A 21,963-nucleotide genomic window follows, 5' to 3' on the forward strand; every position below is an offset into this window, starting at 1 on the left:
ATTTCACTCTTATTTTTCATTCAGATAAAAAGTCTAATCACCAAGGAATATCACGCAGAAATTTGCATCAAACTCTCTTAACATAAAGCTAAAAAAATGACTGATCCTTGAGATAAATAGAGGCGATCGCTACGATCTTGACAACAAAAATCCCCAACTTTTCTAGGAAATTGAGGATCTACAAAACTTATTATTTATTGAGTAATTTATTCGAGGACAAATCCTTTACGAGCTAACTGCTCTCGGAGGGATTGGATCATCGCGTAGTCAAGGGTGTCAGTGCGATCATCATTGACAGGAAGATTACGAATATATCCTTCGCGCTTCGATGTAAAGTCACGAATTTGAGCTTTAATTTCTTCTCGTTCCGCCTCAACTTCAGAGATATAGCCTTCTTTCTCTTCGAGCGTTAAACCTTGAAGTGCAAGAGGCAACTCGTCATCAGACAAAGTTTCGAGGTCAACGGCTTCTTCTTCTAGGGCATCCACTAAATCCCAAGATGCATTGCGATAATATGCTGAACCCTTTGAGCTGCCACGGGTGACAATTGCCGCACCTGCATTAACGTCTTGTTGAATTTGGCGATTTAGACCTCTTGTTCCTTCTGCGCCATAGGGAATATAGGTGGAGTTGAGCTGATCATTTAATGCCCGAATATCCTCGTCATAGGGAGATTCTTGCACAATCACTTGGCGGTTTTGGTTGATATTAAAGTTGGCACCACTCGCAATCTCAGCACCTTCTGCCCATAATGCCCGCTCACGATTTTCGGCACTGCCACAGTAAATCGTATTAACAATAATGTCTTCTGATCTCGCAAGGGCGATCGCCTCTTGCCAGCCTACTTTGCCTTGATCAAAGGGTTCATTACCAGCAATGAAAATTGCCCGGAAATCTGCCTCATCTTCATCCCAATTGAGTTGATTGACGGCAGATTTAATCACCCAGCCACTATATTCTTGACCGCCGTTGGTCTGAATTTCAAAGAGCTTTTCGGAGACATTATCGAGCTCAGGCGTAAAGTCTGTCAGCTGCCGATTAAATCCTTCATAGGAAGGCAGAGAATCATTCCCATAGTGGTAAAGTGCCACCTCAAACTGGGGAACTTGCCCATCTTTGCGGACATCGGTTAAAGCATTAACCACATTCCAGATTTGGCTGCGAGTCTGATCAATCAGACCATCCATACTGTTACTGGAATCCAGCAAAATAGCCAATTGAATCGTTGGCTCTTCTTCGGCGATCGCCACCCAAGGAACAAGGGCTAACGATAAAGAAAGCGCAGCAGTGCGAAATAAGCGAGAGAAAGACATGCTCCAAACCCAAAATCTGACGTAAGTTTTTATGACGCAAATGACCCTAATTTTGTGTCTCAAGTCCTTAAAACTTTAGATAACAATAGCTTGCTCTCCTTATTACCACTAGCGCCGTTACCCTTCCGGCAACGACACTCAAAATTGGCAGAGTCATTTAAACAACCCTAGGGAACTTGCATTGTCACAAATTGGTTTTCTGGGACAAAACTATGATACTCACCATCATCGGCCAGTATTGCCATCAAATTTAAATGATCATCCGGCTTAACGCCAAGAATATCCCAAGGTACTGCCAGCTCTAGACATTCGTGATAGGCCATTTTCGTATGGGCAACCTTCGGGCACCAGCGACCATAATCAATGGCTTCTTCAAACCACATCGACTTCGTCACAAGATTAATCCCGATGTGATGGCGGAATAAATAGTTTAACGGCTCCTGATCCGGCATACTGGCAATCGGCGCAGGGCTAATCGGGCAATTAACACCGGGATAGAAACACAGCAGGTGTAATTCGGACGGAAGTTCTTCACCCCATTTCACCCCACGTCGCAAATCGAGTCGCAGATAAAAATTCAGGTGATCCCAACCATAAAACAATTTTTGCAAAGCACTGCTTTGATGCATTGTTCCTCGCGCACCGCCGATTGCGATACAACCAGCTTTGTCCCAATCCTGCTCATCACCCACGCCATCAATAACGGGATGAATAAAGCTTTGGGGCATATGTTCTTGCTTTTGGTCATGCTTCTCAATGGGCTGTAACACCTCGGCTGGAACCGGTTCATTAAGGGCTTTATAAATGCCAGCAACGTGCTCCCGGAAGAGCTGATCAAACATTGCATCTTGGTTAGAGGAATGGCCTTCACCAAACCACCAAAACCAGTCGGAACCTTCGGCTGCAAATAGCGATTCCCAAGCCTCAGGATTCGTGATTTCAGTGGCTTCCGGGTGGTCTTCAAGGGTTTTACGGGCTTTGTAGAGGAGATCCCAAGCGCGGTTTTTCGCGGGGTCACCAATCCAAGTGGTAAAGCTGCCATCGACCCATGAGCCACTATGGAGATTTTTTGAAGGAATAGTCGCAGTGGGCGGGAATTTCTCGGTAAATTCGGAAACAGTTACCAATTCCAGATTTCTATCGACGCTAAGTTTTTCGTACAACGCGGTTAAAAATGGAATGCCATCCCGCTCATAAAATTCCCAACAGTTTTCGCCATCAAGGGCAATGGTGACAAGATAGGGTTCTTCGAGAGTAGTCGTCTTGGGATCTTTTTGTTTTTTGCGGAGGCTACGGGCGATCGCCTCTAGGTGACCAACGAGATCATTGGCTGCGGCTTCTGGATCCATTCCAGCATAAGTAAAGCCAACAAGGTCAGACAAACGATGATCTCGGAAGACAATCGACAAATCTCCCGATGGTGTTTCGAGGCGATAGGGGCGATACATCAATTCGGGTTCGTAAACATTACCCACTTCGTCGCGGTGGAAGAAATGCTTGAGACTCCAGCCCAAAACAGCTTCGTCGGAACAAATCCATTTAAAGCCAGCTGCTGCAATGGGATCGAGCACTTCTGGGCTAACAGATTGCTCGGATGGCCACAAGCCTCGCACTTCTCGATCAAAGCGATCGCGGTACATTTCTTTGGCTTTATTGAGATGACGTGGGATATCTTCTTCCCACATAAATCTATTTTCGGGCAATGCCATTTCGGGAACGGCAACTTGACCCGCATCGGTATCTGCCAACAACGGCAAAATCGGGTGAGTATAAGGCGTTGTGGTCACTTCGAGCTGACCATTATCTTGCATCTCTTTATGTTTTGGGATGATGCGCTTAATGATTTCCCGCTGTTTGGAATAAATGCGCTGGCGATCGCCTAAGGTAAAACCGCGATCTTTTTTCAGCCAAGCGGCAATCTCTGGATCATCCCAAAAGAGCGGATCAATCCACGCCAAATTGTGCCAAGCGAGAAGATCTGAAAAATCTTGGCCATTCCAATTTTCGAGACACCACGCACGGCCTTTATCCTGCCGCTGTTGATAGAGTTCGGAATAACGGGGATGGGGATCGATTAAGGTACGGTGGTTCCCATCGAAAAAGTGTTCAAGGATGTACCATTTCTGGTCAGAATCCAAAGTATCAACTTCACTGAGCGCTAGTTTTAGGTAAGGGTCTAAAGCCTTTCCTTCGGCATAATCCTCTAGCTGCATCATCAGCGATGGAACGAGGTTAACGGTTTGATGGAGCCGAGGATATTTTTCGAGCAGCAGAATAAGGTCTAAATAATCTTTTGTGCCGTGGAGCCGCACCCAAGGCAAATGGTATTGTCCATCCGGAGCTTTGTAGAGAGGTTGATGCTGATGCCAGATGAAAGCGATGTAGAGGGGGTGAGACATATAGGAAATTTGCCTGTTGATTCTCGGGAATCTACGCACTAATGACTGCGCAGAAACGTACCCCTAAATCATAGCGATCGCCCCTCGTTTTAATGCTTCAAACGTAACTATTTGCAAGGATGATCATGAATCCCTCACATTCAGTATTTTGGCAACGTTGGCGTAATTTGATGGCGACTCTGGGATGTTCTGAGCACAGACAAACTTACCAAGCTTTGATCGCCGCCTATTCAGAACCACAACGCTACTATCACAACCTCGATCATCTCCGAGAGTGTTTGAGTTGGCTACCAAAAATTCAGCACTTATTAGAATGTCCCGCTGAGGTGGAATTAGCGTTGTGGTTTCATGATGCTGTGTATCAACCGCGTTCGACATCAAATGAAATTGATAGTGCAGCCTGGGCAAAGAATTTTTTGGAAGATGCAAATGTTGATGGGGCGATCACTCAACGAGTTTCAGATTATATTTTGGCAACACAAACTCATGAATCATCAGCTAATTTAGATTGCCAATTTGTGCTGGATATTGACCTCGCAATCTTGAGTAACAGTCCTCAAAGGTTCAAACAGTTTGAAGAGCAGATCCGCCAAGAATACGAATGGGTTTCTTTAGGGCTTTATCAAGAAAAGAGAGCAGCAATGCTCCAGAGATTTTTAGCAAAAAATTCAATTTATAAAACCAGTTTTTTCAACCCACGATATGAAAGTCTAGCTAGAAGGAATATTGAGTGGGTGATCTCGCCGAATACCAACATATAGGCTACGGCAATATTACCCATTCATCCAGAATACATATCACTTAGAATCTAACTAAATCTAAAAGGTTCATCAAAAAGCCACAAACTCAAACAAGATAAAATGGGGACTAAAGCTTGAATAATAATTTTGTCTATCTTTATGTTTCACATATTTCATTCTTGAAACATATCTTTGATGAAGCCAACAGAAATAAAAGCAAAAGATACTTGCGGAGAATGTTCGGTTGGTATTTTATTATGGCGTTGATTATACCTATCATAACCATTCTTCCTATTGTCGATTTAACCCAGAATCAAAGACAATTTATTGCTTATTTTTCAATGATTGTAGGAACAACGATATTTTATTTTTCTGCTTTATTTCCAATCACAATTTACTATCTCGAAAATATTTTTGTTTTCTCATTCGATGAGCCTGAGCAATCCTTAACAAAGCATCTCAAAAAGAATTCCAAGCTAATGAATGAATTACAAAGAATATCTTCAGAAGAACAAACAAAAGAAGATTCATTAGAGACAACCAAATTTCTAAAGTGTGGCCATAACCAAGCATACCTAATCCTAGATACTCCAGAACCTATAATGGTCATTGAAAGAGGTTTTATCAAGACATTTCAGGTAGTGTTTGATTATCTAATTGATAAACGCATTTTACTGAGAGATTATACAGAAACAATACTCAATCTGATCCAAGAAGATGTAACATCGACTACTAATAATTCAAAAGAAACTCAGGCGAGAGAGAACTTTAAAAATCTTATTTACGAGTTTAAAGACATCTCGGAGAATGGATTGTCAAGCATAAGATATACACACACTGACTGGATCACTATCATGGATTCATTCACTGCAACGAAAGTAACAAGAAGAATAAAAAACACTCTTTTAAATCATCAAAATTCCTTCGAAAATCAATCTAGAATTTATGATTTTTTCAAAAACGAAGCCAGAAAAAGAAAAACATACATTGAGTTTTATAAAAATCTCTTTCTCTTATTTTTATGTATCTTTTTACTCTTCTTTTTAATTGACAAGACACAGTTGACTTCAGCTTTCAGAATACTTGATTTCCTTGAGCTATCTTGGTTCTCAAAATATGCATGGTGGCTTCAGCCAATCATAATAATTTCTGTAGCTTTATCTCTCTTTCTTATTCCATTTTTCCTGATCACGATATCTTTTATTGCAAAGTTTTTAGCAAACTACTTTTTGATTCCAATAATTTTCAATTATGCAGAAACACTCTGCTTATTTCAGCTACTACTTTTGAATCTTGATTTACAGCAAGATGAATTATTCTCTATTCCTGAAGCATTAAGACTCTGTGAGAGACGAATAAATTATATTCGAGTACTATGCCGAAAGATACCTTACCAATATAGCTATGGCTCAAAAAATGAGATGCGTTGGTCGCAAAAGCACTTCGAACAAATATCAATATACCTATCAATTCGGCAAATGTGGTTGCGATCACCTACAAAAGAAACCCATGAACAATTAAAAAAAGATTTTGTTGAGCTGTTAGAAATATTTGCTTCAAAGCATTATGGAGAATTCGCTTGGCAAGGCAGTGCTGAGAAACAAGCTCTCGAAACTAAAGCAAAAGATAAGACAAAAACTTATATTAAAATATTTATTTTAAGTATATCAGTTGGAGGGCTTACTATCTTACACCAACATGCTGGTACTACACCAATTTTATACTCATACATACTCATTTCTTTGATCTTATATTTAGTAGATGATTTGTGTAACCTAGATATCTTGAATAACATCATAGAAATCACGCGAAACATTATTGATCTTAATAAATAGAAAAATACTATTTTTATAGAAGCAAATAAAAGCTTCATTCATTCGATTAGAGTATGATGGGCAGACGGATTTTTGTACTTACTCAATGCCTCCTGTTAGCATCCCCTTAATTCTTGAACAACTCCATTCCCTCATTACAATGCAAACTCAGAGGCAGTGGCAATATTGCCTTGCTAATAATGCTGAAGAGATTGACTATAGAGCTTTTCAACAAGAACGGCTAGAACCAATCGAAAGGAATGAAAATGACTATCTAGTATTTCCAAAAGGTGGACAACTTGCTTGGTTTTATCAACAATTTACAATTCCGCAGCACACCGGAAATTATGAGCTGGAAGGACTGCATTGTCGGCTGAATCTCACTTGGTGGGCGGGTGAAGCAAAAATTCACGTAAATGGTGAGTTGGCTTGTAAGGGGGATTTGTTTGATTCTTCGACGCGATTATCCCTCTCCCCTAATGCTAAACCCGGTGAAACTTTTGAAGTGGCGATCGCCCTTATTAGCCCAGGTCATGACATCGGGGCTTTGATGAAGTCTGAACTGATTTTTGAGTCGGATAATCCGGCGCAACCAGATGCAGGATTTGTGGCGACCGAGCTAAAAATTTTAAGTCGTTATCTCGAAAAATATCAGCCAGAAGCATTGCCACAGGTTGAAGCTGCACTGCAAGCATTACCCTTGGATACGTTTCAAAATCGAGCGGAATTGGATCAAGCTTTGGCGGTAGTGCGCGAGGAATTAATGCCGTTAGCAGCGCCCATTAAAACGCGGCAATTCCATGTAATGGGACATGCTCATCTCGATATGGCATGGCTTTGGACGACTGATGAGACATGGGAAGTAGGGCAACGAACTTTCAGTTCTGTGTTGAATTTACAGGCGGAATTTCCAGAATTGACGTTTGGTCACAGTACCCCGGCACTCTACGAATGGATTGAGCAAAATCGACCTCACCTGTGGGAAAAAATCAAAGCAGCAGTGGCGGATGATCGCTGGGAAATTCTGGGGGGAATGTGGGTTGAGCCGGATGTAAATTTGGTCTCAGGAGAATCTATCATTCGGCAATTTTTGTATGGGCAGCAATATTTTCTGGAGAAATTTGGCAAGACCGCACCCATCGCTTGGCTGCCAGATACCTTTGGTTTTCCGCAGCAACTCCCTCAAATTTGTAAGCTTTGCGGTATCGAAGCCTTTGGTACAGGCAAGCTCCACTGGAATGACACCAAACCTTTTCCTCACGGACTGTTTAATTGGCGATCGCCCGACGGAACAGAGCTTTTGACATTTATGACGCCGCCGAATGTCACGGGCATTATGGATACGAATCCGATCACGATGACGAATTATGCGTTGAAGTGGGAGGAACAAACCGGACTCAAAGATATTTTTTGGATTCCCGGTGTGGGTGATCATGGCGGTGGCCCGACCAAAGACATGATTCAAGTAGCTGAAAAATGGCGGCGATCACCCTTCTTCCCAGAGCTGAAATTCTCGACAGCCCAACAGTTTTTAAATCAAGTCAAAGACACACCGAATTTGCCAGTTTGGGATGACGAACTTTATCTTGAGTTACATCGCGGCTATTACACTGTTCATCGCGATCAAAAAGAATTTAATCGCCGTTGTGAAACCTTATTGCGACAGGTAGAACTTTGGGGAGTTATTGCGAATGCTCTCGGTGAAGATTTTGATCACAATGACATTATTCGTGACCTCTGGAAAAAGGTTTTATTTAATCAATTCCACGATATTTTACCTGGCACATCCATCCCTGAAGTTTTTGTGGAGGCAAATCGCGATTGGCAATATGTGATCGATACTGGCGAGAAATTGCTAGAAGAAATATTTGGGGCGATCGCCACCCATATTGATTTATCCAAACCACCCCATCCTGAAGCCAAACCACTACTATTTTTCAATGATTTAAATTGGGAAAGAGTAGAAATTATCAGCTCTCAAAAGTCCGGTTTGGCCAGATCCCACAGCAGATCGCGGCAAGCATACTTTCTCTTATGCAATTTATCCTCATCAGCAAACTTGGAAAGAAGCTGATACTGTTCGTCATGCTAGAAATTTCAATACACCATTACGACGTTATCAATGCGAAATCCCTTCAGCCAGAAATGTTAGTTTACAACCTACAAAAAAATCCTTTTTAAGTTTTAGTGATAACTCATTAGTTCTGCTAGCACTAAAAGAATCAGAAGATAAATCTGATGTTACTCTTCGTTTTTATGAATCAGCTGGTGCAAAAACAAACTTAGACTTTGAAAATAGTTTTAATTGGCAAATTACCGAAGAGTTAGATGCTTTAGAAAATACATTGGATACGGCTGCTTTTCCACAGATCCAACCGTGGCAAATTAAAACGCTTAGATTATCGCCGGAACTCTAAATATCGAGTTTGCTGTTGATGCCGCGACGAAGCTTGCTGATAAGGCGATCGCAATGAATTCGGACAACCTTATCATCAGGGTCAATCTTCTGTAATTTCGCAAAAAGCTGGAAAGCGATCTGACGTTTCTCTTCATGCAACGCTGTAATAGCTTCGGTAAAGAGCGGCAAAGTTTCTCGTTTAGCGCGGTCAGAACGTAGCAACACCTCATACAACGTCGTCGGATGCGATCGCCCCCGCACCGTGACTCGGTCAATTTCGCGCACCATCAACTGAGGACAATATTTGTAGGTTTCCTCCGAGATGAGTAGCCGTACCCCATAGAATTTGGTCAGAGATTCAATTCGTGCGGCTAAGTTCACCGAGTCGCCAATCACTGTTGTTTCCATCCGATTTTGACCGCCAACCGTCCCCAACAACAAATCCCCAGTATGAATACCAATACCAATCTGTAACTCCGGATAATCACTCGAAGTGTGCTGCTCTAGTTCCTCCAACATGGCGATCGCCGCCCGCAAAGCATCATCAGGTTCATTGGGAAATAACGCCATAATCCCATCGCCAATATATTTGTCGATAAAGCCACTATGCCCCTCAATCAAAGGCTCCATACGACCTAGATAATCATTAAGCAACGCAAACACATCCTCTGCAGGCAGCCCTTCTGAAATCGATGTAAATCTCCGAATATCTGCAAACAAAATCGTCATTTGGCGCTGATTTTGTTCGCCGAGATTAACCTCTTCAAGACTGGTTTTATTGAGCAGCTGCAAAAATTCCTGCGGAACAAAACGCCGCAAACTGTCATTCACATCTGAAAGTTTGTGGATATAACTTTCACGCTCGGCTTCCACCTGTCGCCGCAGTCGAATATCCTGGAACGCCACAATCGCAAACTCCACTTCACCATCTTCATTTTTAACCGGCGTTCCCCAACTCTCAATCGGCAGCGTCACGCCATCATCACGTCGAATTTCAATATCATCCGTCCCTGAACTATTCCCTAATAAAGCTTGGATGAGTGAGAGATCCATCGACGTGTAATAGTCATCAGTCCCAGCTTTATAGAGATTATAGGTTTCAGCAATATTTGTAATCGTGACATCCTCGACTACACCTTTTTGGAGCATATCTATCGCAAGACGATTGAGATAATAGGGACGACCTTCCGGACGCACAATCACCACTCCCACAGGCATCGCTTCGAGGAAATTGCGTAATCGCGTTTCACTTTCGCTGAGCTGAAAATAGAGCTGGGCATTTTTGACAGAAATGCTGGAGAGTTGCAAATGGGTTTTAATGCGCGCCAATAATTCTGTTTTGGAAATTGGTTTTGTTAAATAATCATTTGCACCACAGTTAAAACCTGCCACCAGGTCATTTACTTGATTCTTGGCAGTGAGCATCACTACGGGCAACTCATCGAGAGAATATTTTTCGCGTAACTTTTTGCAGACTTCATACCCTGTCATCCTCGGCATCATAATGTCCAGCAAAACAATGTCAGGTTTAATGCCGGATTCGATCAGCTGCAACGCCTCAATACCGTTGCTGGCTTGGGCGATCGCATAATCCTGTAGCGAGAGATGATTCACCAAAACCTGCACATTTACAGGTTCATCATCCACAATCAAAATCGAATAGCGCTCCTCATGGTCTGCCCTCAAGGTTTCAGGATCAGTTAAAAAGCCTCGCTCCGCATCCCCTACCAATCGACGCATTACAAAGGATTGTTGAATATTTTCAAGGGCTTGAGCGGGAGCGCTCCGTTCTGTAGCAATAACAGTTTCAGTGCTCGCAGGCAATGTAAAGCTAAAGGTTGATCCTTGATCTGGTTCTGACGTTACGGCGATCGCCCCACCATGCAATTCCACCAATTTTTTGGTGATCGCCAAACCTAGACCCGTCCCACTATATTCTCGTGCGGAAGACCCATCCACCTGCTCAAAAGATTCAAAAATCCGAGTCTGCTGTTCTGCGGGAATACCAATCCCCGTATCACTCACCGCAATGTTAATCGTCTCCCCTACCTGCTCTGCGGTAATGCGGATATAGCCCTGATCTGTAAACTTAATGGCATTACCGATTAGATTATGAAAAATTTGCTGGAGACGATTTTCATCCGCATGAACAGGAATTAAATCCTCAGCAACTTGATTCTCGAAACTAATGAGCGAATGTTTTACCAAAGGTCGACAAAGCGTTAGCACCACTTCGACCAACTCCCGCAAGGCAATCGGCTTACATTGCAGCTCTAGTTCCGTATGTTTGAGTTTAAAGAAATCGAGTAAATCATCCACTAAACTCCCCAAACGCCGACCACTAGAGACAATCATGGCAAGATTTTGCTGCGTTTCTAAGGGAAGCTGCCCCGTAACACCATCCAGTAAGGATTCTGCGATGCCGATAATGCCATTAAGAGGAGTGCGCAGTTCATGGGAAGTATTCGACAAAAATTCATCCTTAAGGGTATCGAGCCGCTGCAATTCTTGGTTATGTTCTTGGAGAGAGGAAAATGAAATTTCCAGCTGACTCGCCATCAATTCCACCGAGCGAGCAAGTTCACCAATTTCGTCTTTCCGTTCCCGTTCCGGTAAGCTTTGTTGCCAATTGCCAAGGGTAATAGCTCGCACCGATTTCGTGAAATGCCGTAGCGGTAAAATCACCCAATTCGCTGTCGCAAATCCGAGTCCAATCGTCACGGCGATCGCCCCAACACAAAGCCAAACATTTTGGCGCATATTGGCATTAATTTCTGCCATATATTCAGCTTCAGGGATGACCACAAAAATCATCCAATCTAAACCATATTCATCCTGAAATGGCACAATTTTTAGCCATTGTCTTTTACCCTGATAGTCAAATTCGACAGACTGCGATCGCCGCTGCTCAGACCAATTCGGTTGCTTTTCAGTCAGATATTGACCCACAGATCGAACCAGTGGATCGTCAAAATTCTGTAATGTGGCACGCTTCTGGGTATTTTCAGTTTCAGGTTGCTTCGTAAAAGTAGAAATCCCGGTCGAGGTACTAACGAGCTGCCCATCTCGCTCTGCAATAAATATTGTTTTATCTTTGCCCACCAGCAAATTTTCGGCCAAAAACTGGTCGAGATCATTCAACGTCAGATCAACGCTACAGACTCCCTGTAATGTCTGCATAACGCCATCATAAATCGGGTAGCTCGCCGTTAAATACAAATAGGTGTTAGTGATATCTGCATGGATCGGCGTCCATTTTTCTCCGCCGATGGCGATCGCCGACTGATACCAATCCCGCTCAGCCGCATTATAAATCTCTTGTTCGATTTCGTAGGGAGATGAACTGATGCGATTTCCCTGTAAATCAAGATCATAAAAAGTGGTACGAAATCCAGTTTCAGCATTCGCCACTGCGACAAACATCGTTTCATTTTCAGTTTTCACCCCTAAAAAAGATCCTTGATTTGCCGATCCACAATATATCCAAGACGCCTCTGGAAAAGCCTGCAATTGACTGGCTAAAAAACGTGTTTGAGTCTCAATATCACCTGTAAAATCAAGGTCAAAAAATCCCTGTTCAACGGCATTGACTGTTAACCGATTAATTCGATGGGGTAAGGCTAAATAGGATTGAAGTTTCTCTTCTAGCCGACCGGATAACTCAGTTTGTAATTGATCTTTAATTTGGTGGATCGATGCTTGCCCTGTCCGATATGACCAAAAACTTGTTAACCCAACAACTGCACAAATCTGCACTACAAACGGCACTGTCATCGTGCTGCGGAGTGGAACCCTATTCAAACAACGGGCGATCGCCGTCTTTAAGCCTGAGAATGAGTCAGGTGATGTCATGGCGGCTGGGGCAAGGTAGAATGCAACCTTTTCGAGCGAGGCAAACCAGAGGTTTGCTCGATAGAAATTTGGTAATTCATTTTATCGTATCGCTATTCCGCCAAACTCAAACCCACAGTGAATTTCACATTCCCCAGACTCCAGAGCAAATCACTCGCGAACATCTATAGATCCTCATGGCTCAACACAGATAAATCTCATCTGTCTAAATCACGATTGGGAGAGAAATAAACCTAAATTATTACTCAGTAGGCACACCAAAATACTGGTCATCAAAAAAGAGAATTTGTTGTTCTTCTTTCAGCTGATTCAGCAGACGGCTAATGGTAACTCGCGTTGTGCCTAAAACAGAAGCAAGGTTGTCATGGGTCAAGCCAAAGGGAATTTTTAAGCCTGTTTCTTGGGGCTCACCATACATCTTCGCAAGAAATTCTAAATAGAGACGCAACTGATCAACTGTGCGTTTTTGTCCCAAAATTGTCCGCAGCATAATTTGCTTATGGGACTGGTATTGCAGGTGCTCTAGGACTTTTGCTTTTAGGTTTTGCCAACGGTCTAGGTCAGCCCAATATACCCAAAAAATTGTCGTGCGGTCAGTCTGGGCGATCGCCTCAAAACTCAAATCATCACTCTTAAACACATCAATGGCTTGGTTCTCACCAACAAAATCGATCGCAGTATTAACCAAGTCGATCGAAGCACCCACTGGCAAAGTTTGAATACGACTTTCTAGACGAACATATCCTCCATCAATGAAATACAACAAACCAGAACGTGTCGGGATTTTCTCCTCGCGAAAAAACGTACGTGCTCGGTAATGTTCTGTTGCCCACGTCCGTAATTCTTCGGTGATCAATGAGGTTGTTGTTACTTCACTATTGTTGGTAGAGGGGTAGGTCATATTTTTTACACTACAAAAATCAGACGGCCTACTGATTAAGATTGACGATAATAAGGGAAATCTGAGGGGATTTTCTGGCGTCAACGAAATCAGACGACGAATGCTGGGGAATGGTCATACTGGGTTGCAATAACTCAAAAGAAGCTGAGTCTGACTGTAATATCCTAGGGGGGTTTCCAGCTCTTGGCAACTTTCTGATTGTGCGTGTTTACACTAGTAGTCACACCCTTAATTTAATGTTAGGTCTAAAGTCGGCGATCGCCCAAGGGTTTCCGATACCTACGGGGTGTTCAATTCCCCTCAGTTCAAGTTTTCAACGTCAGGGTTTAGGCTTCCGTTCAGCAGTCTTATTACAACTAAGCGCTCATCAAGAGAAAAGCTTACAAGAATTGCAGGATAAGGCTTACGACCATTTCCAAACTCCTCGTATCTCACCGCCAGAATTTGCAAAAGCTTGGCAATTCGAAGTCACGATCACTGAGACAGGTTGGTTAGAGTTCTACCTAGATCAAAAAAGCTTAGGGCGATGGTTAGATTGCTGTCGACAAGAGTTAGTGACATTAGAGCCGGAAGTAATCCTTCCCCTTGATCAAGCCACACCACCAAATTTTCGATATCACTATCTTTGGCATCGTTGCAAAGACCTTAGTCAATTAGCAAAGGAATTTGCACATCATGGTTCACCTCAATGGCAATTTGCGAATTACACCATTCCAGTCTGGGAACAGACATTACTCGATGGCACAGTCCGCTTTCTCTTTGCCACTCTCATTAACCAAGAGCTAGGCGATCGCCACTTCCAAACGGTTGATAAAGCATTTTGGGAATTCCACCGCCATTGCCACCTATTTGCTTTTTATCCTGCACAACCGGAACGATTTTGGCACTATTGCGCTTGGTTAGATCTTGTACAAGCGATCGCCGCATCCCATCTTTCGACCAGCATCTAATCCAAAATCACAGTCAAATCACATCGACCCACCGAGAAAGAATGAGTATAAGCACCTACGCCAAACCCCTTGTGCTGACTGTAATATAGCCGATTGTCTTTACAGCAAAAGCATCCAATTTTTACAGAAAGTTCACAAAAGTGTGGCATTTTCCGAAAAGATGAACTAAACTAACTGGTGTGTGAGGAGCGAACCAAGAAAAGAGCTGAGACGAAACACGGAAAGTCGCCAGCTCTTTTCTTGTGCCTATTTTTAGACTTGCTGACGACTTTCATCATGTATGGTGACAATTCCAGGTCATAACAGTTCGATTCGACCATCATCTTTGAGATACAGAGAGCTATTACCAAAGCCATCTCCCCAGAGCAGCTCAACCTGAAGATTATTGGTTGAGATCTCACGGACTCTCGCTTCAACACTGAGTCCCTGCACATCCCAGAAGAGAAAGGATGCATTCTGCTTTGTGCTGCCGCTGAGGGTGACTCGTTGTCCAGGACTCAGGGCGATCGCCTCAACAGAGCTTGGCTGTTCGATACTGATAATGCTGCCTGTGCGATTAATAATTTCAAAGCTAATCCATTCTCCTGGCGTGACGCGAACAGGTCGATTGGTACAACTGGTGTTCGCCACGCAACTCTGGGCGATCGCCGCAGGTGGTTGCATCGGCATCATCACCATTGCTCCTAAAAGACCACCACCAATTCCTAACAAAGATTTCTGAACTATACCCATCATGCAATCACACTCCAAAACCAATCTACATACAGCATCATCATTCCCAGTCTAGCCTTACCTTTTTGCTCCTGAGCAAAGCAGACTACAAATTTTTGCGTGAATCAACTTCTGCTGCTGTTATCCTGATTGTCCATCTGATTTCAAATCTGACAACCACCCAAAGACCTTGCTGGGGCTGCATTCTACTTGAGTGACAAGCACATTGCTTATCAAAGGAGGTGGGCTAGGAATTGGCTGAAAAGTACAAAGTTTTTCTACACGATAATCTTCATCATCCTTAGCTTGTGAACCTCTCCAATCGTATTGCAACACCAACTCCTGACTCCCTTCACCCTTTGGATTGGTGTAGGGATCCAACAATAACCAATCTTTATCTTCCTTGAGACGAGCCGTTTTATTTTCGACCTGCTCAAATAGCTGCAGGATTGTCGGAACCAAAATATTTTCCTGTTCCAATTCCTGATCGACTTCGGCCCACAGACGATTAGCGTAATGCTCTTGTATCTCAACATCTAGCAAATCTAAAATAAATACCCCTCGTGGATCTTGAGCACTACGGTTGGGAGTACGCACCACAAATAGGCTTTCGCTGAGATCATCACTGTAGAGGGACGGATATTCAACAATAAAATCTGAAAGGACAAGATAAAACTGAATCCAAAAGCTCAGCAACAATTGTGAACCCAATATCAAAAAAATACGAATCCTTTCTTTCGTGTTGGGTAATTTTTTTTGGAGACTCTCATTCCAAAAATAAGGCAAAGCATAAATGATCGCGGAGATGACTGGCCAAATAATAATTGCCGTACTCCAGCTTCCAATCTCCCAGCTCCCAAAAATAAATACTGTAATGACAGCTGCAGTAATCCAAGGGGCAAGGGTCGACCGTTCTTCCTTAACGACCCAACTAATACCCACAATGAGAAACATCCAACCACAGGATGCAAGGAACTCTGCAACGATACTGTTTTCCTGACCGATGAGAGTCGCCAGAATAGACATTAAACCAGAAATGCCGCTCAGCCAGATGGTAGTTTGCCATGAGTACCAGCGTTTTGGTCGATATTTTTCGAACAGTTCCTTTAGTTTTTTACCCATTAGATCGGCGGGAACGTCTAGTTTTTCAGGTTAGCGCGATCGCCCTAGGTTTTTCGGGTCGAGGGCATCCCGTAGGCCATCACCGAGAAGGTTAAACGCCAGTACGGTAATGATAATTAGAACGGCTGGCGACCAAACGAGCCATGGTTGCAACACAAGAATAGATGCATTTGTGCCGAGGGAAAGGAGGTTACCCCAACTGGGATCAGGCTGCTGAATCCCTAGTCCAATCAGGCTCAGAACAGATTCAGCAATAATAAATCCAGGGATAGCTAGGGTCGCAGAAATGACAGCATAGGTGGAAGTTTGGGGCAAAATATGGCGGGTAATAATATAGAGCGATCGCCCGCCAGTTGCTTGGGCTGCTTGGACAAATTCTTGATTTTTAATTGAGAGCACTTGACCGCGAATTACCCTTGCCAAGCCCGACCAACTAATCAAGGAAGTAATCAACACGATAAGAATAAAGCGCTGGGCACTCGTGAGGCTGGGGGGCAAAATTGCCGCAAGGGACACCAACAGATAAATGCCGGGGATGGTCATCAATACTTCCACCAAACGCATTAAGACAGCATCAGTCCAACCGCCGAAATATCCAGCAATGCCACCAACCAACATTCCCAACGGAAAAGAAATGAAGATGCCCACAAGACCAATAAAGAGACTAATGCGTCCACCGTAGAGTAAGCGGCTAAAGTGATCACGCCCCTGTTCGTCTGTGCCTAGAATATTCAGGCGGGCTTTGTCACCCACAACTCCAAAAAGGTGGCGATCGCCCTTAAAGCCGGGAAAAATTGTTTTCTCTTCAAAGGTCGGCGGCAAAGGCAATTTCAGCTCAAGAAAGGCATAGGGATCACCTTTCACGAATAGCCCAACAAGCTGGGGATCTTCTTCTTCAATAACGAGTTGGCGATCGCCTGTTTCGAGGTCGGTGGGGCCTTGACTGGTCGGAAAAACTTTGGGTTGACCATTCTGCCAATGAATCGCTGTGGGTGGCATTAAAGACCCATCAATTTGCGATGAATAGGGATCATAGGGTGCAAAAAAATCTGCGCCAATCACCAAAAAATAAAAGGTGAGAAGAATAATTGCACCGAGTCGGGCAAGGGGGTTATTTCGCAGTTTGCGCCACCAATCCATAGTTGTCGCGATCGCCTAGGTAAGTTTGCAGAAGAAAAAGACAAAAGAATTTTTGTCCCATCATTCTAATGCCATCAGATAGTCCATTGCGGCATCGAGGGGAGATTTGTAGGCTTCTGCGAATTCATAAAACCACATTCCTTCGTTGGAGATCGGGTCAAGAGCTTGCAACCATTGCTCTGCTTTGTCGCGAAAATATTTCTGCTGCTCCCGTTTCTTTTTCTCTTCTGCGGCGATCGCCTTGGCATTTTGGGACGTATCAATGCGTTTTTTGCGTTTCGTTTCGATCAGATCGGCGATCGCATGGCAAATCTCTTGATTTTTCTGAGAATGTTTGAGCTGCTGCGAGACCGTATCCTGCTCCAGAGACTGCAACATTACCGAGAGGGAGTCATTCTTTTCATGCTGTTTCGGTGTGGCAATTGGAGCGGAAGATTGTTGGGAAGGCTTCTGTTGAAATTGAGATTCAATAGCCGCTAAATGCTCATCCAAATCCGTTGCGGGTGGAGGAGAAGGCTTATTATGCTGCTGTTCTAAAGCCCGGAGCTGCTCATCAAGGGACGACATATTTCACCAATTCCAAACTCACTATCGATGCAAAATATTTTGCTCAAACAATAGTCTTGCAATAACATTGTCTGCACTCCTTAATTTTAAGGGATGATGATCGCAGGGATTTGTTCAGTGGTGCGGCGATCGCCAACTTATCAAAAGAGCAGGCAATAAAGCTTACGGATTTTCGTAGACTGTCCCATCTGGCATCGTTGTCCCAATCAAAATCACTCCAGCCATATTTGCACTACTAATTTCTGCGTTAGCGAGATTTGCATTACTAAGATTTGCTCCGGTCAGATCCGCACGGGCAAGATAGACGTCAATCAGTTCTGCACCCACTAAATGACTTTGCAGTAAGGTAGAACGGCTCAAATCTGCTTTATTGAGGCGAGCATGGTTCAAAATTGCCTTGCTCAAATTCGCGCGATTAAGGCGAGCTTGACTGAGATTCGCCCAATTTAAACTCGCTCCCCGCAAATCCACATCTTCCATTAATGCCCGTTCAAACTTGGCATTTTTCAGATTTGCTCCAGCCAGATTGGCGCCAATCAAATTCGTGTCTGTAAGAATTGCATTTTCAAGATCAACACCCTGTAAATCTGCCTCATGAAGATCGGCATCCCGCAAATTAACGCCTTTGAGATTGGCATGGCTAAATTCGACCTTCGCCAAATCTGCCCCTTTTAGATCCGCTCCTTCCAAATCGGCCTTCCGTAAAATTGCCCCCCGCAAGCTGGAGTTATAAACGCGTTTCTCTTCCCGTAAATTCGCGGCACGTAGACAGACGCCAGAAAGATTTGCTCCCGATAGATCTGCCCCTCGGAGATCTGCGCCCATCAGGTTAGCATCGAGGAGATTTGCGAGAGTGAGGTTTGCATTGCTGAGATTTGCATTCTTAAGGATAGTGCCGTGCAGATCAGCATTATGGAGTTCGGCGTAGGAAAGATTCGCTTGGTTTAAATTAGTGCCACTAAGATTCGAGCCGATCAGATTAGCATTGCGGAGATTCGCGCGGCTGAGATAAGCAAACATCAAAATAGCGCTATGGAGGTCGGCATTTTCGAGATTGATGCCGATCAGGTCTGCTCCCCAAAGATTCGAACCACTGAGCTTGGCATTGGGAAAATCTGTCTCACCAGCAGCATATTTTTCGAGTAACACTTTGACATTCATGGAGTTGCTCAAGTGGATTGGGAGAGGAGTTTAATGGCCTGGATCAATGCTGAGGTCGCCTGCAAATGTTCCTTCGGTTCAAATAAAGATTGGGCGATCGCCGCGAGACGAATTTCGAGGGCCACCACCGAGGGTGAGGCTTGAATCGTAGTGCGGAGTAGATCATCAAAATCACAAGTACGCAATAATGACCAATCTTGCCCACTCAGATCAAACGTGTGGTGCGCTGCTGAGAATAATAAAATTTTCGCACGCAAGGGGTTCGCATATTTCATAATCTCCAACTTCAGCTCGAAGATATTGAGCCCATCTGCGAAATGCTCAGGCTGAGCTGGGACATCCGTTCCCGCAGGTAGATTCAGAGCAGAAGCAGTTGCCCCACTCTCTTCTTCAGAAATACCATTAGGCTGCTCATACAGGGAGGCTGTCACCTGCAAGCGAGGGTCGGTAATATCGCTGAGGGACGCACTTGGAATATTGCCAGGCAAATCCAAATCCGCCATAGAAATATCAATATCGGCTGGCGGCGGTGACGGTTCTGAGTCTTTGCTACCGAGGAACATAAAACCTTGGTATTTTTGATCAGGCTCCCCCGTCTCGGGTCGCGCCATCTTAATTGGCGGAAAAGTGGGTTTCGTTAATCCTGTTGGGGCATCCACAGGGCCATGGTAGAGAGGACTGATTGTCTCAAGGATAAAGTTGGCGAGAATCGCGTAAAGGGACTGGCGATTTAGAGAAGAGACTAAACTCTGGAGAGCATCAGCCAACTCAGTGGGAACCGGATGTAAATCCTTAACTTGGCGAATGAGTTGCAAATAGGAGGCTTGCCCAAGAATCTGAAAATCGTTTTCCCAACGTTCATGACAAAGGGCAAAGAGAAGTTTTTTAATGCGAATACCTTCGGGATGACTCTCCATCTCACGGGCAACGGCGATAATAACGCGACTGGAAGTTGAGCCTGTGTCTTTCGCCGACTTTGGGGGGGCAGCGGCAACGATGCGAGTTGCCCCTTCGGAATCATCTTGACTCGTGGGTTTTTCGTACAAAGGGGCGATCGCCTTAACGATAAAGTCAGCGAACTGACTATAGGCATCTGGACGACTGAGGGTATTGACCGAGACCTGGAGCGCTTCTTGTAGATAGACAAGGGACGGAAATTGCTGGGGAACCTCATCCAGTATTGGCGCTAAATTTAGCTGTTGTAGCCGCCGAGAATTGCTTTCCCAATGATTATCAAGGGTGTAGATCAATAGCTTTTTGAGCCTGAGGGCATCCTTATGTTGCTCAAACTCCCGAATTATTTTTGGTAGTGCTGGGTGGGAGGTCATAGAGGGGCAGACAAGAGCGAAGGTTCAAACAAATTAACGCAGCTATAGCAATAACTTTATCGTCAGCGCCTAAGAAGGAACCTAGCCACAGTTCATGCAAGGGCAAACGACAGGGCAACATCCATACGAAGCCTTGAGGAGACTACGTTCTAGGCAAATAAATAGTGGCTAATCTTTTTCTGGTCAAAATTCTAGGTGTTCAATTCAACGATAACCGTCCTCAAATGATAAATCAATTGCAGTTTTACCCCTGACGCAATGGTTTGGGGAGGGGGTCACGGCACCTTAGCAAGTGATAATTTGATTCGTTTGTTGGCGATCGCCGATCACAGCCATCACTTGCGACATTAAGGCTGGGGAGAAACCATCGGGGCAATGCAATAGACAGTAAGGTAATTGACTTTCTTGTAGAGATTCCTGAAGGCTAGTTTGTTCACTCAGTGCCACCAATCTTGGAAAGGGGCTGCCACCGTAAATTGAAATTGCGGCGATCGCCAACTGAAAGGAACCAGCTTGGAATGAAGAATTAAGTTGACCATCATATTCAAATTTACTGAGCATCAACTGTAATGCCCGGAGTTGCTCTTGCTTAAACTCACCTCGTTCTGGCACTGATCTCGCCCGAAAAACAGGAATCAATTTTTCAAAAGGAATATCGACTGTGAGCCATTCGCCAGCAACGGTATCAAAGGAAAAACTATAGCCAACCCCATCCCAACTTTCCGAGCAGCGGGCGAGAAATTTATAACGTTGTCCGTCTCCTTTGATTCGCAGTCGGAAACCATCATATTGGCTGACATCCCATGCACTGCCAAAATTCTTTGTCCGTACCGAGGCAAAACCACCATTATTTTCGGTGGACACAAGACCAGTAAACTGTGCTGACTTGTCAGCAAATTGTAAACGACTACTACTAACGCCACCCATCACCACATCGTCTACAGCCCCCCAGAGTTGCGAGAGAGCTGGTGTTGGCTGCTGAAAATCAAATAATGTCCAGCTCGGCGATCGCCAAGACTCTACTTGCTGCGCCAATCCTAAAACCTGTTTTTTCTCCGCTTCCGACAACCCAAAACAAAGGAGCGCCATATCGGCTGCGTCAATTTTTTCTGCTGTCACATCGGCGATCGCCACAGGTTGAACCGTATAGCCACGCTGCTCTAGAAGCGATGCCACAACCATATCCTCTGGGCGATCGCCGCCAATCACTAATATCTGACCCATTTTCACAAGCTCTCCTGACGAAAAAGCACCATTGGACACCGACTGACCAAAGACGGATTTTACATAGCCACTCCAAGGTAAAACATCAAACTCATACAAAGTTTGCGCAAACCGTCCAAGATCCCAAATTGCCATGTCGCCCACTCCGCCAGTCACTAGCGTCATTATTGCAATTTCTCCCTTGATCACGCTTGCCCATGCCAATCCCAAACAAGAAAAAACAGTAGCCTTCACGACCGCTATGTCGCATCAGACTACTGCTATTCATAGTGATTTACACACTTCACTCAAACTGTTGTGTCGTTGATCAACAACCTCAAACCAATTCTCAGCAAATATGGCT

16 protein-coding genes are annotated in these 21,963 nt (G+C 44.2%); 5 read left to right on the forward strand and 11 right to left on the reverse strand.

Features of this window, described 5'->3' with window-relative positions:
- Nucleotides 1-206 precede the first annotated feature (206 nt).
- Both LEPTO7376_RS08235 and LEPTO7376_RS08240 read right to left on the reverse strand, forming a co-directional pair.
- Nucleotides 207-1,313 carry a vWA domain-containing protein gene (locus tag LEPTO7376_RS08235; protein WP_015133739.1) on the reverse strand — a complete coding sequence of 369 codons (1,107 nt, stop codon included), beginning with the start codon at nt 1,311-1,313 and terminating at the stop codon, nt 207-209.
- A 167-nt stretch (nt 1,314-1,480) separates the two neighbouring features.
- The gene (locus LEPTO7376_RS08240; protein ID WP_015133740.1) at nt 1,481-3,712 is read right to left on the reverse strand and encodes a glycoside hydrolase; all 2,232 of its coding nucleotides are present in this window, start codon (nt 3,710-3,712) and stop codon (nt 1,481-1,483) included.
- Nucleotides 3,713-3,837: 125 nt separating this feature from the next.
- Here LEPTO7376_RS08240 and LEPTO7376_RS08245 point away from each other — a divergent pair, with 125 nt between their 5' ends.
- The 4 genes from LEPTO7376_RS08245 to LEPTO7376_RS28975 all read left to right on the forward strand — a co-directional run bounded on the left by LEPTO7376_RS08245 (nt 3,838) and on the right by LEPTO7376_RS28975 (nt 8,683).
- The gene (locus tag LEPTO7376_RS08245) at nt 3,838-4,473 is read left to right on the forward strand and encodes a hypothetical protein (RefSeq protein ID WP_015133741.1); all 636 of its coding nucleotides are present in this window, start codon (nt 3,838-3,840) and stop codon (nt 4,471-4,473) included.
- A gap of 113 nt (nt 4,474-4,586) precedes the next feature.
- Entirely contained in the window at nt 4,587-6,287 is a 1,701-nt protein-coding gene (locus tag LEPTO7376_RS08250; RefSeq protein ID WP_160148419.1) for a hypothetical protein, read from the forward strand.
- 85 nt (nt 6,288-6,372) lie between these two features.
- Complete coding sequence (locus tag LEPTO7376_RS08255) at nt 6,373-8,340, forward strand: alpha-mannosidase (protein ID WP_051188747.1); 1,968 nt, start codon at nt 6,373-6,375, stop codon at nt 8,338-8,340.
- A 130-nt stretch (nt 8,341-8,470) separates the two neighbouring features.
- Entirely contained in the window at nt 8,471-8,683 is a 213-nt protein-coding gene (locus LEPTO7376_RS28975; protein WP_225901206.1) for a glycosyl hydrolase-related protein, read from the forward strand.
- Here the strand turns inward: LEPTO7376_RS28975 and LEPTO7376_RS08260 are convergent.
- Together LEPTO7376_RS08260 and LEPTO7376_RS08265 are read right to left on the reverse strand one after the other, a co-directional pair.
- A complete protein-coding gene (locus LEPTO7376_RS08260; RefSeq protein WP_160148420.1) occupies nt 8,680-12,438 on the reverse strand; it encodes an ATP-binding protein in 3,759 nt (1,252 codons plus the stop codon). The two genes, LEPTO7376_RS28975 and LEPTO7376_RS08260, sit on opposite strands and share 4 nt — an antisense overlap.
- 319 nt (nt 12,439-12,757) lie before the next feature.
- Complete coding sequence (locus LEPTO7376_RS08265) at nt 12,758-13,417, reverse strand: Crp/Fnr family transcriptional regulator (protein ID WP_015133744.1); 660 nt, start codon at nt 13,415-13,417, stop codon at nt 12,758-12,760.
- Nucleotides 13,418-13,527: 110 nt separating this feature from the next.
- Here LEPTO7376_RS08265 and LEPTO7376_RS08270 point away from each other — a divergent pair, with 110 nt between their 5' ends.
- Entirely contained in the window at nt 13,528-14,367 is an 840-nt protein-coding gene (locus LEPTO7376_RS08270; protein WP_015133745.1) for a hypothetical protein, read from the forward strand.
- Nucleotides 14,368-14,664: 297 nt separating this feature from the next.
- Here LEPTO7376_RS08270 and LEPTO7376_RS08275 read toward each other — a convergent pair whose 3' ends face one another.
- The 7 genes from LEPTO7376_RS08275 to LEPTO7376_RS08305 form a co-directional block, all read right to left on the reverse strand.
- Nucleotides 14,665-15,102, reverse strand: a complete 438-nt coding sequence (locus tag LEPTO7376_RS08275) for a hypothetical protein (RefSeq protein ID WP_015133746.1) — start codon at nt 15,100-15,102, stop codon at nt 14,665-14,667.
- Nucleotides 15,103-15,219: 117 nt separating this feature from the next.
- Nucleotides 15,220-16,200 carry a DUF5357 family protein gene (locus LEPTO7376_RS08280; protein ID WP_015133747.1) on the reverse strand — a complete coding sequence of 327 codons (981 nt, stop codon included), beginning with the start codon at nt 16,198-16,200 and terminating at the stop codon, nt 15,220-15,222.
- 30 nt (nt 16,201-16,230) lie between these two features.
- A complete protein-coding gene (locus tag LEPTO7376_RS08285) occupies nt 16,231-17,340 on the reverse strand; it encodes an ABC transporter permease (RefSeq protein WP_015133748.1) in 1,110 nt (369 codons plus the stop codon).
- A 60-nt stretch (nt 17,341-17,400) separates the two neighbouring features.
- Entirely contained in the window at nt 17,401-17,907 is a 507-nt protein-coding gene (locus LEPTO7376_RS23405) for a salt stress protein, Slr1339 family (protein WP_015133749.1), read from the reverse strand.
- Nucleotides 17,908-18,069: 162 nt separating this feature from the next.
- Entirely contained in the window at nt 18,070-19,068 is a 999-nt protein-coding gene (locus LEPTO7376_RS08295) for a pentapeptide repeat-containing protein (RefSeq protein WP_015133750.1), read from the reverse strand.
- Between the two features lie 8 nt (nt 19,069-19,076).
- Nucleotides 19,077-20,396 (reverse strand): hypothetical protein, encoded by a 1,320-nt coding sequence (locus LEPTO7376_RS08300; protein ID WP_015133751.1) that lies wholly within the window; start codon nt 20,394-20,396, stop codon nt 19,077-19,079.
- A gap of 285 nt (nt 20,397-20,681) precedes the next feature.
- Nucleotides 20,682-21,785, reverse strand: a complete 1,104-nt coding sequence (locus LEPTO7376_RS08305) for a CIA30 family protein (protein ID WP_015133752.1) — start codon at nt 21,783-21,785, stop codon at nt 20,682-20,684.
- Nucleotides 21,786-21,963 lie beyond the last annotated feature (178 nt).

It is taken from the genome of [Leptolyngbya] sp. PCC 7376 (assembly GCF_000316605.1).
In the GTDB taxonomy this organism is placed as follows: Bacteria; Cyanobacteriota; Cyanobacteriia; order Cyanobacteriales; family MRBY01; genus MRBY01.